Origin of the sequence: Pseudoalteromonas luteoviolacea (assembly GCF_018100925.1) — a bacterium.
Classification (GTDB): domain Bacteria; phylum Pseudomonadota; class Gammaproteobacteria; order Enterobacterales; family Alteromonadaceae; genus Pseudoalteromonas; species Pseudoalteromonas obscura.
This window is the reverse complement of sequence record NZ_JAGJEH010000008.1, coordinates 260,713-275,406: the sequence shown is the minus strand read 5'-3', so window position 1 is coordinate 275,406 and position 14,694 is coordinate 260,713. Positions and strand designations below refer to the sequence as shown.

The window sequence follows — 14,694 nt, the reverse complement described above, 5'->3', positions numbered from 1 at the left end:
GTTATTGTTATAGCGACTTCATTGTACCCTTAGGTAAAACTGCTGCCACTGCTGACTTTTGTACAGTTACTTCAACTTGATCATTCAAGGCAATTACCACGAAATCCTTGTCTTCAGCAACTTTCGAAACTTTACCAACCAGACCACCTGACGTTAAGACTTCATCGCCTTTGCCAAGTGCACCCATTAGGTCTTTATGCTCTTTAACACGCTTCGCTTGCGGACGGTAAATTAGGAAATAAAATACCAAACCGAAAATAGCTAACATGATCAGCATTTCCATGCCACCACCTGCTGGCGCTGCTGCCGCTGTGCTTGCATGGGCACTAGAAATAAATAAGCTCATTGCTTTTCCTCATCTAATTTTTTATATAAAACTGTTATTCTGCTTCTACATCAGCAAGAGGAGGTACAGGTAGTCCTCTACGCGCATAAAAGTCAGCGACAAACTCATCAAATGTGCCCTCAGTTAGGGCATTTCTCATACCTTCCATCAAACGTTGATAGTAACGCAAGTTATGAATGGTATTTAAACGCGCACCTAGTATTTCATTACACTTATCTAAGTGATGTAAATAGGCACGCGAGTAATTTTTACACGTATGACAATCACACTCTGCATCAAGCGGACTTGTATCTGTTTTATGAACAGCATTACGGATTTTAATCACACCGTCGGTAACAAACAAGTGGCCATTACGCGCATTTCGTGTCGGCATTACACAGTCGAACATATCAATACCGCGGCGTACAGCTTCTACTAGGTCTTCAGGCTTACCTACGCCCATTAAATAACGTGGTTTTTGTTCCGGCATTTTGTAGGCGCAGTGATCCAAAATTTTAACCATTTCTTCTTTTGGCTCGCCCACAGATAGTCCACCTAGCGCATAACCATCAAAGCCAATCTCTTCTAGACCTTTTTGTGATTCAGCACGCAGCTCTGGATACATACCGCCTTGAATAATACCAAATAAAGCTGACGGGTTATCTGCATGGGCTTCTTTTGAGCGCTTCGCCCAACGCAGTGATAACTCCATGGAGTCTTTAGCTTCTTTTTCAGTTGCAGGATAAGGCGTACATTCGTCAAATATCATCACGATATCTGAGCCTAAATCGCGCTGTACTTCCATCGCTTTTTCAGGAGACAACATGATCTTTTCACCGTTGACTGGTGACTTGAACAGTACACCTTCTTCAGAAATTTTACGCATTGCACCTAGGCTAAATACTTGGAAACCACCTGAATCGGTCAAAATTGGCTTATCCCAATTCATAAAGTCATGCAGATCACCGTGCTGTTTAATGATTTCAGTGCCAGGGCGTAACATCAAGTGAAACGTATTACCCAAACAAATATGTGCACCTGTATCTTTCAATTCATCTGGCGTCATACCTTTTACGGTGCCGTATGTACCAACAGGCATGAATGCAGGTGTTTCTACAACGCCGCGATCAAATACCAAACGTCCGCGACGTGCTTTGCCATGTGTGCAATCTAATTCAAATTTCATAACTACCTCGTGTCGGAAAAACAGTCCAACAAAACTCAACCTGTGACTCCCATTTGCAATGGGGCCATATAAACCGTCAGATTCTATCAATAAAGCCCGCGCAATTCTAATATTGGGGCTAAAAAGGAATAAATAAAGTCACAACCAAAAAAGGCGGGGTGTAAATATAAAAAAACCGGCAATTAGCCGGCTTCTAAAAACTATATTATTGTTTTTTAGTTAAAAACATCGCATCGCCATAGCTGAAAAAGCGATATTTCTGAGCGATCGCCTGCTGATAGGCATTCATGATATGTTCTTGACCTGAGAACGCACTGACTAGCATGATCAATGTTGACTCTGGTAAGTGAAAGTTGGTGATCATCACATCGACAACATTAAACTTATAACCTGGATAAATAAAAATATCGGTATCGCCGTAGAATGTTTTTAGTTCTCCGCCGTGAACTTTTGCAGCCGACTCTAAAGACCTTACCGACGTTGTACCCACGGCAATAACGCGGCCACCACGGCCTTTGCATTTAGCAACTGCATCAACAACTTCATCTGGAACTTCAATATATTCAGAGTGCATATGATGCTCTTGCACATCATCAACACGAACTGGTTGGAAAGTCCCTGCGCCTACATGCAAAGTAACAAAGGCCATATCTACGCCCTTGTCTTTAAGCTGCGCCATCAAACTATCATCAAAATGCAGACCAGCAGTAGGCGCTGCAACTGCGCCAGGCTTTTCACCATATACGGTTTGATAACGCTCTTTATCCCCTTCTTCGTCTGGGCGATCTATGTAAGGCGGTAGTGGCATATGGCCTATTTCATCTAAAATATTTAGAACTGAGTGTTCACCTTTGAACTCCAGTTCAAATAATTCACCATGACGGGCAACCATGGTTGCATTCGCTTTGCCTTCAAGGATCAGCTCGGCACCCGGCTTAGGTGATTTACTAGAACGAACATGTGCAAGTACACGGTGCTCATCTAAAATGCGCTCAACTAAAACTTCGACTTTACCCCCTGTAGATTTTTGACCAAACATACGAGCTGGGATCACTTTGGTGTTATTGAAAATGATTAAATCATCAGGTTCAATCAGATCAATAATATCCTTAAATATCTTGTGCTCTAATTCACCGCTATTTCCATTCAATGTTAAAAGACGGCTACTCGTTCGCTCGGCTTTCGGGTGGCGAGCGATCAATTCATCTGGAAGTTCAAAACTAAAGTCAGCAACGCGCATATCAGACCTCATATTCGTGCAATAAGGCGGCAAGTCTAGTGCTGCAAGATAACGAAATCAAGCAACAAACATGATCTATTCATACTTTTTCACCTCTTGTCAGCTTTGCCAAATAGCATTACTCTACGAACTGATTTATATGTGTTAGAACTCGCCAAGATGCTCGAGCAAGTCTTGGCATGTTGCTTAAAAAGCAATATAAAACATATAAATAAGCAATATTGGGCAACATTTAAAAACTTAAAACATGGGTTTGGGGTCGTAACGCCATGGCTAAACAGCTTACTTTATTACTCGTCAATGCAGATCATGGTGAGCGTCAAACCGTAATAAGAACGTTACAAAAGCTCAATGTATTTCAAATAATAGAACTTAATGATACACAAGCGGCTTTGCAGGTACTGAAACAACAAGCCGTTGATTTGGTTATAAGCGGCTTAAATGTTGGGAAAATAGACGGCTGGCGCTTTTCTCGCATGATCCGCTCTGGATTGCTAAAAACACCCAAGAATACACCTATCGTGTTAATTCCCCCGACTTATTGCGAACGAATAGCTGAAACCACCGCTCGGAGCTATAGCATAGATGCAGTCTTGCCTTTGGAACGTCACGATGTACTGCCACAAGTCTTGGCCAATGTGTTGTCCACTCATTTAGAAAAGAGTAGCCGTTTAAACTTGTTATTACTTGAGCCCAATGAACAAAAAGCGGCCGATATTAGCGAACAATTGGCGCTGAGCTTTACATGTAACCCGGTAACCTCTGAAAACGCGGCGCTCTCAGAGTTTTTACAAAATGACTATTCAATTGTGTTGCTAGATGCAACATCTACACGCGCAGAAACCACCAAAGAACTTGTTGAGAACATACTGCAGCATAAGCCCAGCCAAGCTATTGTCACCATAATTGACAATCAAAATGCAGACTATGCAGAACAACTGTTGCTATTGGGGGTAACAGATTTCGTCCGCGTCCCCTACAATTTATCTGTCCTTAGTAAGGTCTGCGATCATGCTGCGAGGCGCGAAGACTTTATGGTGAGTTATGCGGAATTTGCCCATAAAGTAGAGCAGCTAAGCCGCCGAGAACAAAGTTATAAAGAACTGTTTTCAGCACACCAACGTATTTTATTGCACTTGAACACAGTGGTTCTTGAACTGGATGCTACAGGCTGTATTCGCTTTATTAACCCTGCTTGGGAGCAATTGACCGGCCATAAGTTAAAATCAACTTTGGCAACACGTCTTTGTGATTATGTTCAAAAGAGTGATTTACCCGCCTTAAACAAAGCCATTGAAGAGGTGCTTAGCGGCCCTTATACATCGACCGTTGAGCTCCAATTGCTCCATCACTCTGGCGCATCTGTATGGGTTGAGTGCCGTTTTCAGCTAATTAAAAACCAAACAAATATCGCCTCAATCACAGCCACAATAGATAATATTCACGAACGCAAAGAAGCCGAGTTACAGCTACGCCACTTAGCATTACACGACACACTAACGGGCTTGCACAACCGTTACTTTTTTGATCAACAGCTCAATCACTTTTGCAAAGATGCAAAACTCAAAGATGATATCGAGCACGCGCTGATTTACATTGATCTGGACCATTTCAAGATAATTAATGACAGTAAGGGCCACCAGCAGGGTGATATTGTCTTACAAGAAGTGGCGCAATTATTTAGAGCGCATATCAACCAAGAACACTTAATCTTCCGGATCGGTGGTGATGAGTTTGCAATTTTATTGAAAAACACACGCTTATTAGATGCCCATATGATGGCTGAAAGTATTTGCAGTGCTATTGAAGGCCATCAATTTCATTCCGAAGAAGCCAGCTATACGATCAGCTGCTCCATAGGCTTAACGCAAATTTCCCGGGTCAACTGCGATCCCAACGAGTGCCTTAAACAATCAGATATCGCTCTCTATATTGCAAAAAACCTTGGCCGTAATCTTGTTCATTGTTACACCAAAGAAGATGCCAAAAATAGTACCCTGCAAACGGGTTTAGAGTGGGGTCATAGTGTTCGCGAAGCGCTTAAGAACAATCAATTTGAGCTACACTATCAACCGATTTGGGACTTTAAACTTAATAAAATCGCCTACTTTGAAGCCTTGTTACGTTTAGTTATTGACGACAAATTAATATACCCCAATCAATTTATTCCAGCTTTGGAGCTGCTCAATGATACTTATTTAATGGACCAATCCGTTATCAGAGAAAGCATTCGAGCTGTTGCTAATCATCCTGAACTACATCAGATTTCCCTGAACCTTTCTGCCCAGTCATTTCTGGATGAACGCTTAATGCCACATATACAGGCATGTTTGCGAGACTTTCAAGTCCCTGCACACTGTATTATTTTTGAAATTACTGAATCGGCAAGTATTAATAACCTCAGTGCAACACAAGCTATGATCAACCAGTTGAATCAACTTGGCTGTCACTTTTCAATTGATGACTTTGGCACTGGGTTCAGTACATTTAGTTACTTGAAACAGCTACCTGCACAACATGTAAAGATTGACGGATCCTTTGTCCGCGATATGTTAAACGATCCTATTGACCTTGCGCTCGTTAAAGCTGTCAATGATATTAGTCACTCGTTGGATAAGTGTTCAGTCGCAGAATACGTTGAAAGTAAAGAAATTTTTGATGAACTAAAAAACATTGGTGTGGATTATGGACAAGGTTACTATATCTCTAAACCACTTCCTGTTGAGCAGTTAAAGCAAGCTATGAAAACTATTTTATCCTTAAAAACAGCATGCTAATTAAAATGGGGAAAAAAGTCGCTGCAGCCCCTAAAAAACTCAACTATAATAAAAGTTCGCAATGAATGTCTTCTTATTTTACTTATTTACATATAAGTAGAAGACATACAATGGATTTGAGCACATCTCGTAATGGAATTCGGGGAGATAAGTATGTTTCAGTTTATTCTGTTTCTATCACTGGTGCATTGTTTGATCACATTACAATGTTACCGCTGCGCCAAACAAAAAGGGTATCCAACTAAGTTGTTTACAGTATTAGGGTTTATACCGTATTTTAACTTAGTTGTTTGGGTGTACTTATTATTTCTACCCAATATTATGTCACAGAGCAAGCTCAGTTCGACTTAAAAAATGCTTCTTCATTTAATCAAAAGCAGTGTTATTGGCACTGCTTTTTAATGAACTCACCAACCTCATTACTAAACAACCTAAAATCACGGATACGGCCTGTGGTTTTACGCCACAGTAATCCTATTTCTCTGTATGCATCAGCTTGCGGTGGCAATGTGATCATAGGCTTGCCTTGCAAAATACCGGCATTTAATGCCATTTGCGGTAAAAAGGTCACCCCATTTTGGTACTCAACCATGCTTAACAGTGTGTGCAAATTTGCCGCCTCAAATGGATTAATACATTCACTTCGAGTCAAATTACATGCACTCAATGCATGACCGGTCATGCAGTGCTCTCGCTCCAATAAGAACACACTGTCTTTAGGTAAGAGGTTAAAATCTTCCAGCGCATCAGGGATTTCATAGTCTTTATGGTGCACTAAAGAAAAGTGATCTTTCGTCAATACTTGAGTATGAAATTTATCTGTTCGGTAAGGTAGTGCCAATATGCCCATATCAATCTGACCGTGCTCTAATTTATCTAGCAGCCTATCGCTGGTATCTTCTACCAGTACCAACTGGAGATTGGGAAAGACACTTTGACAATACGCATATAGAGGCGCGGCAATAAAACTGGCAATCGTCGGGATTAATCCCAGTACCAGCTTTCCTGATAATGGGTTTTTAAAACTCTTTGTTAATTCCACCACACTGATAGAGTCATCAATGATCTTTTTTGCACGAGCAACGACTTCTTCACCCACATCAGTAAACATTAAACTGCGATTTTCCCGCTCGATTAACTGACAGCCAAGCGTTTCTTCTAAGTTTTGGATTGCACTGCTCAGCGTTGACTGACCAACAAAACACGCCTCAGCCGCACGACCAAAGTGTTGTTGTTGATGAACTGCAATGAGGTATTGTAATTGTTTTATACTTGGTAAGTTATTCACTGATATACCCATAAATAAAAAGACCCCAACACCACTGGCGCTGAGATCTTTTCAAGCTAAAAGTCTGTTTTTTGTTAAACGCCGAACACGCTTCTCAAAATGTAGAATATAACAATAGCAAGGGCTGCACCGACTGGCAATGTGATAACCCAAGAAACCACAATGTTTCTAATCACACCCATATTCAATGCCGCAATACCACGTGCCATTCCCACACCTAGTACGGCACCAACCAGCGTCTGCGTGGTCGAAATAGGTAAACCTGTACCTGAAGCGATCACTACTGTAGAAGCCGCTGCAAGTTCAGCTGCGAAACCACGGCTCGGTGTCAAATGCGTGATACCTTCACCTATTGTTTTAATTACTTTCTTACCAAGTACAGCAAGACCAACTACGATGCCTAAGCCACCCAAAGGTAAAATCCACCACGCAAGCGCAGCCTTTTTCGCCATTTCACCGTTGTTCTCAACAATGTTAACAACTGCTGCCAATGGACCAATCGCGTTCGCAACGTCGTTTGAACCGTGTGCAAATGCCATACAACACGCGGTCAAGACCATTAATACAGCAAACACTTTTTCTACATTGTTAAACTGCATTTGCTTGTCAGCATTTGGATCCATTTTCATGCGTGCAATAACAACTTTACCAATCAGGCCAATGATTACCGCGATACCAACCGCAAGCGCATACCCTTCAAAGGTGCCCAGATTAATACCAATGTGCTTTAGACCCTTCTTAATCGTGACTAAAGACATTACAAAACCAGCTAGACCCATGTAGAACGGTACAAATCGTTTTGCGTTACTTAGTGGCTTGTCAGTATCGAAAATCAGCTTTTGCGCACTCATAAAGATCAAATAAGCTATGAAGCCTGAAATCGCAGGGGTGACAATCCAACTACCCACGATACCTGCAACCTTGCCCCATTGGATAGCTTCGCTACCTACTGCGACCAAAGCAAAACCAATGATTGCACCAATGATTGAGTGTGTAGTTGATACAGGCCAGCCCAATACCGACGCTAACAATAACCATGTACCTGCTGCAAACAACGCAGAGATCATGCCCAGAATCATTAGTTCTGGTATCTCAGCGAATGGTGCTGCATCAATAATGCCTTTACGGATCGTTGATGTTACCTCACCACCGGCAAGGTAAGCACCCGCGAATTCAAAAATCATCGCAATGATGATTGCCTGCTTGATTGTGAGCGCTTTCGACCCCACTGAAGTACCCATGGCATTTGCAACATCATTTGCACCAATACCATAAGCCATAAAGAAACCAACTGCCGCTGCGATGAGAACTAGCATCGAGCCATGAGAAGCAATGATATCCATTGAAAAACCTTTAGTGTTCTTAAAACACTGATTGTGTATTTATATACTTATCTCTCACTGTCTTAACGAGATGACATATAAATAACCATTAAACAAACACAACACCGCCGCTCTCTAGTCTACGCTTTGAGAGTATCAACGGTGTACTTCTTTATAAACTGTCGCTGATCAGGATCAGCGTGCTAACATCACCTCAAGGCGCGCACCTACACGCTCAGCAATATCGGCAAGCTCACCTACCCACTCGATGATTTTGTATAGGAACATCACATCTATCGGGTTAAGTTCAGCTTCGACTTGGCGAAGTTCTTGGCGAATTTTAATTTGCATATCGTCGGTGTCTTGTTCAATGGCATCTAGCTCACTCAACATCTTCTCGACTAATACAACTTCACGACCTCTGAAGCCTGTTTCTAACAGCTCATCCAGTTCGTTAATAGCTTTTGAGGCCTGCTTCGTAGCGTCTACACAACGGCTTAAATACGCAACGAAATCATTTTGAATTGACTCGGGGATCTCCATTTCTCGGCCAACGACTCGACCAGCGATGTCTTTGGCTTTGTTGGCGATTTTATCTTGATGGGTAATAAGTTCCAGTAAATCAGTCCGTTCAACTGGCATAAATAGACCACGAGGTAGCTGAAGACGTACTTCTCGCTTTAGCGCATCCGCTTCACGTTCTAGGTTACGAATATTAACGCGAAGTGCATCCGCTTCAGTCCACTCCCCTTTGAAGACATGTTCAAAGAAAGGGATCAAGCTTTCACTGGCTTGATGCACTATCTTAATGTGCTCTTCAATCGGCTTTATAGGAGACTTTGCAAACACTCCTAAAAACGCATTACTAGGCATAACTGACCCTTAAATCATAATAATATGCATGTGCAGAGGCCAAGTTTACAGCATTAACCGAAATTGTGAACGATTTTTATCGTGAAGTTAGGATTATTCGTTCATTTTTGTTCGAATAATCCATTCCCAGATTAAAGGGTTTTTTCGATATCTTCTTGAGAAGTATGGCGAATGTCTTTGCCATTTACAAAGTAAATTACGTATTCTGCAATATTCTGACAGCGGTCACCGATGCGCTCTAACGAACGTACAGACCAAACAAGGTCCATTATTTTGGGTATCGAGCGCGGGTCTTCCATCATATAGGTCATAATCTGACGTGTAAGCGCTTCATATTCACGATCCACTTTGGCATCTTCTTTATGCACTTCAAAAGCACACTGCGCATCCATTCTTGCAAAAGAGTCCAGAACGTCGTGTAGCATTTTAGATACCAAACGACCCATATTTTCGACATTCACAAGTAAGTGTTGCTGATCTTTGGTAAATGAGTCCAACGCAACTTTCGCGATGCGTTCAGCTTCATCACCTATGCGCTCTAGATCCGCGATGGTTTTGGCAATTGCGACAACAAGTCTTAAGTCACTTGCAGCAGGCTGTCTCTTTGCAATAATGCGTGTACATTCTTCATCAATGTTCACTTCCATCGCATTGACTTTGTAGTCGTTTTCACTCACCTTGCGCGCTTTTTCAGCATCACTTGTGCTCACGGCATCTAGTGCCAGGTTTAATTGCTGCTCAACCAGCCCACCCATGCTCAATACATGGTTTCGTACGTTTTCCAGCTCTTCATTAAAGCGGCCAGATATGTGCTTATTAATGTTGTGTTCCATCTAAAACCCTACCTTTGATAACAACCCAATCGCGCTGCCCTATCAGGGCAGCAGAGACTTCTATTTTTAACCGTAACGACCTGTGATGTAGTCTTCGGTTTTCTTCTTCGTTGGTGTTGTAAATAGTGTATTGGTATCCGAATACTCAATCAGCTCACCCATATACATGAAGGCTGTTTGGTCAGATACACGCGCAGCTTGTTGCATGTTGTGTGTAACAATCACAACAGTATACTTATCTTTTAGGTCATTAATGAGTTCTTCAATAACCAATGTCGAAATTGGATCAAGTGCCGAAGTTGGCTCATCCAGTAGTAAAACCTCTGGCTCAATTGCAATAGATCGAGCAATAACCAAACGTTGCTGCTGACCACCTGATAGACCAAACGCACTGTCATGAAGACGGTCTTTTACTTCATCCCACAGCGCAGCACCACGTAGTGAGCGCTCTACAACCTCGTCAAGTTTACGTTTATCTTTGATGCCTTGCAGGCGAAGGCCATACACCACATTTTCGTATATTGATTTAGGAAACGGGTTTGGTCTTTGGAATACCATGCCCACATTGCGGCGCAGTGCCGCAACGTCGACGCCTTTGTCATATATATTTTGACCATGGAGGTTGATCTCACCTTCAATGCGACATGTATCTACCAAGTCATTCATTCGGTTGATACAGCGCAACAGAGTGGATTTACCACAACCAGATGGGCCGATAAAAGCGGTTACTTGACCCTTGGGGATCAACATATTGATTTTACTCAGAGCTTGTTTATCACCATAGTAAAGGTCAAGGTCTTTGATCTCTAAAGCGGTTTGCTCTGGGCTCAAGTTGGCAAGATCTAATTTCGTATTAGCATCTGCATTATTTACTTGTGGCGCTACTGTAATCATAAAAGGATACCTATTTCAAATCTGTACTATTAGTGCTCTAGAGCTCTGAATTTTTCGCGTAAGTGGTTACGAATGCCAATCGCTGTGATATTCAGTGCGATGATCACCGTAACAAGTAAGAAAGCTGTCGCATACACAAGTGGGCGTGCCGCTTCTACATTTGGACTTTGGAAACCAACATCATAAATATGGAAACCCAAGTGCATAAATTTACGATCTAGATGAATATATGGGAAATTGCCATCTAGCGGTAAGGTTGGAGCCATTTTCACCACACCTACCAACATCAGTGGTGCTACTTCACCAGCAGCACGTGCAACCGCTAGAATCAGACCCGTCATAATTGCAGGACTCGCCATCGGTACGATAATACGCCATAACGTTTCAGCCTTGGTTGCACCCAACGCCAAAGAACCGTGGCGTACTGAACTTGGAATACGAGACAAACCTTCTTCTGTCGAGACAATCACCACAGGTAAAGTGAGGATTGCCAATGTAAGTGCTGACCAAATGACACCTGGTGTACCAAATACCGGGCTAGGCGCTGCCTCTGGGTAAAATAACTGGTCAATAGAACCGCCCAACATATATACAAAGAAACCTAGACCAAATACACCATATACAATGGATGGCACACCCGCCAAGTTAATTACCGCAATACGGATCATTTTGGTGACGGCATTTTTAGCCGCGTACTCATGTAGATAAATAGCTGCAACAACCCCAAATGGTGTCACGATCACAGCCATCAACATAACCATGAAAACAGTACCAAAGATCGCAGGGAATACGCCACCTTCAGTGTTTGCTTCACGTGGGTCATCGCTAATAAATTTACTTGTCTGTGAGAAGTAATGACCTACTTTTGCAAAGAAGCCCATATTATTTGGGAACCAAACGTCGAGTACTTGGTATAGCGGTAAGGTGACTTCTTCACCACGCATATCACGCACAACGACATAATCTCGCTTAGCATCTGAGCGCAGTTCAAATAGACGCTTTTCAAATACTTTGTAATCTTCACGTAACTGAGCACGCTGTGCTTCTAAGTCGGCTTTAACTTCAGGCGTCAGGTCGTTGTCTAGCTGGTAGCCGCGCTCTTTTAAACGCAGTCTCTCTAGCTCATAGTTGATATGACCAATATCACCATTTTGTAAATCCAGCGCCTCTTCGTTTAACTCTACTGCGCGCTCAACGAGTTCTTCCAATCGCTCCACTTGGTTTTGCGATACAACCTGACCGTCTTCGATAACACGTACAACGTAGCCATAAAAGTTACCATTTTTGGTTCGCTCAAATACTGCCATTTCTTCTGGTACTGAACGACTTTGAATATCTGTCGTTAAGATCCAGCGGAAATCTAGCTCAACAAACTCACGGTTACCCGTTTTTACCAATAGACGTTCTACATATTCATCTTGATAATCAGACAAATCGTAACCCGCCGCTTCTAGGCGTGTTTTCGGCACCATTTCTCTATCATAGACTTCACCAATCACGGTCTGCTTGGCAACCGAGCCTTCCAGCTCAAACTGAACCACTTCGGTTGGCCAGAAAAAGCTCAACCCTTTCCATGCGATCATCGCTAACAAGCCGATGACCGAGATTAAACTGATGCTAACAGCACCACCTGTCATCCAGATCCAAGGAGATCCTGACTTAAACCATTGTCTTACCATGTCATTTCACTCCATTACATCGAGCTGTATTTATCACGCAGCTGCTGACGAACAAACTCAGCCACGGTGTTAAAGATAAATGTAAAAATAAACAGAACAAATGCAGCTAAGAATAAGATTCGATAGTGCGAACTACCCACTTCTGATTCCGGCATTTCAACGGCAATATTTGCGGCCAATGTACGCATACCTTGGAAAATACTCCAGTCCATAATCGGTGTGTTACCTGTCGCCATTAGTACAATCATGGTTTCACCTACCGCACGGCCAAGACCCATCATCACGGCGGAGAAAATACCAGGGCTAGCAGTCAGTAGTACCACGCGCACTAGAGTTTGCCACTGCGTCGCCCCTAGAGCTAGAGACCCATTTGACAGGTGCTTCGGCACACTAAACACCGCATCTTCCGCGATAGAGAAAATAGTTGGAATAACCGCAAAACCCATTGCGATACCCACAACTAAAGAGTTACGTTGGTCAAACGTCAGGCCTAACTCATTGGTTAGATACTGGCGCACGTTCCCACCAAACATCCAAATCTCAATGCTGTCACTGATAGCAAATGAAAGCCAACCGACGATTAATACAACAGGGATCAACAATATTGAATGCCAACCATCAGGTAATAGATGGCGAATTTGCTTTGGCAGCTTGGTCCAACCAAATGCCGTTCCTAGAATTGCAAGCGGTAGCATTATGAGTAGTGCAACAATAGCTGGTAAATGCGCTTCAATCAGTGGCGCTAACCATAAGCCAGCAAGAAAGCCAAGAATTACTGTCGGAAGCGCTTCCATTATCTCAACGGTTGGCTTCACAACTCGGCGTAGCTCTGGTGACATAAAATATGCTGTGTAAATCGCTGCTGACAGTGCAATTGGCACAGCAAATAACATCGCATACATCGCAGCTTTAATGGTACCGAATGAGATTGGGACTAATGAAAACTTAGACTCAAAGTCATCACTGGCAGACGTAGATTGCCAAATATACGCAGGCTCTGGATAACCTTCATACCACACTTCTTGCCATAGCGCTGACCAAGTCACTTCAGGGTGCTCATTGTGTAGCTCAACCACATTTAACGTATTACCTGAAAGTAATAACGCAGCGTTTGAACGAGGAGATACAGCAAAATGTTCAATTGCACCATCTGTCACTTTACCTTGCCATAAATGTGCTTCGCTGGTGGTATAATACAAGCCTAGCTCGCCTGTATCTGTGGTAGTAAAGAAAGTACGACGGTAGAATTCGCTAAAGATATCAACTTGTGCACCCACAACACTCTCAAAAGCACGAATTTTGGCAAATTGACGACCTTGCTCTGTATTGACTTCAAACCACTGTGAAACTTCACCATTATCATTGCTGATCATCAGTGAGTTAGCACCCGCTAACAGATTCATATTCACTAAGTTGGCATTTTCTTCGTTTGCTGCCAACAATTGAATTTGCTCTACTTCGTCGGCAAAACGTGTGTCAAATACATAAATTTGATTTGCGGAGCGTATAAATACACGTGTCGTATCTGGTGAAATCAATATCTCATCTACACGCCCTTCAATCGGCAGTAAACTGCGCTCAACTGCCCATTCTATCTCGCCAGAGAACATATTTTCTTCAGCGCTGAAAGATGCAAAAATAACACGCTTATCCGCCATTTGTGCGATGACAGCGGTTTTATCTTCATAGTGGCTAAATGCAAACTGCTTAATGGCTTGCCCTTGCTCATCAACGACTAGCTGCACGCCATCTAAGGGATAGCTCAGTCGCGGCTTCATCACACGCTGGTTACCAGGGAAAGAGATTAAAAAACTTGGCTTAACCAGTTGAACTTGACCATTATCCAAGCCGTATGCATAAATGCCTAGAAAAGGTGCACTTTGAGCAAAGCTACTAACTTGACCATCTAGCTCAACGGCTAATGAGCTAAGTTGCTCACCGGTTTTGTCACCTTTGATCTGATAGAAGTCGACTTGGCCAGCACTATCTAGTAGATAAGCTATTTCCGTTTGCTCCTCCATGCCAAGGCCCAGGTAAGCTTTTTCACTCTGTAGGGCTAATTCGGTACGCTTAGTCACACTTGCAGATTCAAAAATCGGCTGTACAACATAAAGTAAGTAGAAGAAGATCAATAGCAAAGCAACCAATACCATCACCCCACCCGAGGTAATGCCAAATTGGGCAAAGCGGTCTTTAAAGAGACGGCTTCTATCCGTTTTGAAGGACGGTTTTTGCGGATTGGAAGTCATCAAAACACCTTTTTATTATCAAGTTGCG

At 42.7% G+C, this 14,694-nt stretch carries 12 protein-coding genes; 2 read left to right on the top strand and 10 right to left on the bottom strand.

Annotated elements, in window-relative coordinates:
• Nucleotides 1-7: 7 nt before the first annotated feature.
• The 3 genes from yajC to queA form a co-directional block, all read right to left on the bottom strand.
• A complete protein-coding gene (gene yajC / locus J8M00_RS18590) occupies nt 8-346 on the bottom strand; it encodes a preprotein translocase subunit YajC (protein WP_023397444.1) in 339 nt (112 codons plus the stop codon).
• 34 nt (nt 347-380) lie between these two features.
• Nucleotides 381-1,511 carry a tRNA guanosine(34) transglycosylase Tgt gene (gene tgt, locus J8M00_RS18585; RefSeq protein WP_023397443.1) on the bottom strand — a complete coding sequence of 377 codons (1,131 nt, stop codon included), beginning with the start codon at nt 1,509-1,511 and terminating at the stop codon, nt 381-383.
• 205 nt (nt 1,512-1,716) lie between these two features.
• Nucleotides 1,717-2,751 (bottom strand): tRNA preQ1(34) S-adenosylmethionine ribosyltransferase-isomerase QueA, encoded by a 1,035-nt coding sequence (gene queA / locus J8M00_RS18580; RefSeq protein WP_211012010.1) that lies wholly within the window; start codon nt 2,749-2,751, stop codon nt 1,717-1,719.
• A 269-nt stretch (nt 2,752-3,020) separates the two neighbouring features.
• Between queA and J8M00_RS18575 the strand changes: the two genes are divergently transcribed.
• Nucleotides 3,021-5,528: a GGDEF/EAL domain-containing response regulator gene (locus J8M00_RS18575; RefSeq protein WP_211012009.1), complete on the top strand. Its 2,508-nt coding sequence runs from the start codon at nt 3,021-3,023 to the stop codon at nt 5,526-5,528.
• 153 nt (nt 5,529-5,681) lie between these two features.
• The gene (locus tag J8M00_RS28345; RefSeq protein ID WP_247687452.1) at nt 5,682-5,879 is read left to right on the top strand and encodes a hypothetical protein; all 198 of its coding nucleotides are present in this window, start codon (nt 5,682-5,684) and stop codon (nt 5,877-5,879) included.
• Between the two features lie 31 nt (nt 5,880-5,910).
• Here J8M00_RS28345 and J8M00_RS18570 read toward each other — a convergent pair whose 3' ends face one another.
• The 7 genes from J8M00_RS18570 to J8M00_RS18540 form a co-directional block, all read right to left on the bottom strand.
• Nucleotides 5,911-6,816, bottom strand: a complete 906-nt coding sequence (locus tag J8M00_RS18570; RefSeq protein WP_211012008.1) for a hydrogen peroxide-inducible genes activator — start codon at nt 6,814-6,816, stop codon at nt 5,911-5,913.
• A gap of 74 nt (nt 6,817-6,890) precedes the next feature.
• Nucleotides 6,891-8,159 carry an inorganic phosphate transporter gene (locus J8M00_RS18565; protein WP_023397438.1) on the bottom strand — a complete coding sequence of 423 codons (1,269 nt, stop codon included), beginning with the start codon at nt 8,157-8,159 and terminating at the stop codon, nt 6,891-6,893.
• 174 nt (nt 8,160-8,333) lie between these two features.
• Nucleotides 8,334-9,011: a TIGR00153 family protein gene (locus J8M00_RS18560; RefSeq protein WP_211012007.1), complete on the bottom strand. Its 678-nt coding sequence runs from the start codon at nt 9,009-9,011 to the stop codon at nt 8,334-8,336.
• Nucleotides 9,012-9,142: 131 nt separating this feature from the next.
• Entirely contained in the window at nt 9,143-9,844 is a 702-nt protein-coding gene (gene phoU / locus J8M00_RS18555; protein ID WP_023397436.1) for a phosphate signaling complex protein PhoU, read from the bottom strand.
• 66 nt (nt 9,845-9,910) lie between these two features.
• Nucleotides 9,911-10,738 (bottom strand): phosphate ABC transporter ATP-binding protein PstB, encoded by an 828-nt coding sequence (gene pstB, locus J8M00_RS18550; RefSeq protein ID WP_023397435.1) that lies wholly within the window; start codon nt 10,736-10,738, stop codon nt 9,911-9,913.
• Nucleotides 10,739-10,767: 29 nt separating this feature from the next.
• Nucleotides 10,768-12,417 (bottom strand): phosphate ABC transporter permease PstA, encoded by a 1,650-nt coding sequence (gene pstA / locus J8M00_RS18545; protein WP_211012006.1) that lies wholly within the window; start codon nt 12,415-12,417, stop codon nt 10,768-10,770.
• A gap of 14 nt (nt 12,418-12,431) precedes the next feature.
• Nucleotides 12,432-14,666: an ABC transporter permease subunit gene (locus tag J8M00_RS18540; protein WP_211012005.1), complete on the bottom strand. Its 2,235-nt coding sequence runs from the start codon at nt 14,664-14,666 to the stop codon at nt 12,432-12,434.
• Nucleotides 14,667-14,694: the final 28 nt, after the last annotated feature.

Bases quoted from the DNA above. Each gene is read 5' to 3' on its own strand.
- J8M00_RS18575 (WP_211012009.1), top strand. From the start codon at position 3,021: ATGGCTAAACAGCTTACTTTATTACTCGTCAATGCAGATCATGGTGAG.
- yajC (WP_023397444.1), bottom strand. From the start codon at position 346: ATGAGCTTATTTATTTCTAGTGCCCATGCAAGCACAGCGGCAGCAGCG.
- J8M00_RS18540 (WP_211012005.1), bottom strand. From the start codon at position 14,666: ATGACTTCCAATCCGCAAAAACCGTCCTTCAAAACGGATAGAAGCCGT.
- J8M00_RS18560 (WP_211012007.1), bottom strand. From the start codon at position 9,011: ATGCCTAGTAATGCGTTTTTAGGAGTGTTTGCAAAGTCTCCTATAAAG.
- J8M00_RS18565 (WP_023397438.1), bottom strand. From the start codon at position 8,159: ATGGATATCATTGCTTCTCATGGCTCGATGCTAGTTCTCATCGCAGCG.
- queA (WP_211012010.1), bottom strand. From the start codon at position 2,751: ATGCGCGTTGCTGACTTTAGTTTTGAACTTCCAGATGAATTGATCGCT.
- J8M00_RS28345 (WP_247687452.1), top strand. From the start codon at position 5,682: ATGTTTCAGTTTATTCTGTTTCTATCACTGGTGCATTGTTTGATCACA.
- pstB (WP_023397435.1), bottom strand. From the start codon at position 10,738: ATGATTACAGTAGCGCCACAAGTAAATAATGCAGATGCTAATACGAAA.
- phoU (WP_023397436.1), bottom strand. From the start codon at position 9,844: ATGGAACACAACATTAATAAGCACATATCTGGCCGCTTTAATGAAGAG.
- tgt (WP_023397443.1), bottom strand. From the start codon at position 1,511: ATGAAATTTGAATTAGATTGCACACATGGCAAAGCACGTCGCGGACGT.
- pstA (WP_211012006.1), bottom strand. From the start codon at position 12,417: ATGGTAAGACAATGGTTTAAGTCAGGATCTCCTTGGATCTGGATGACA.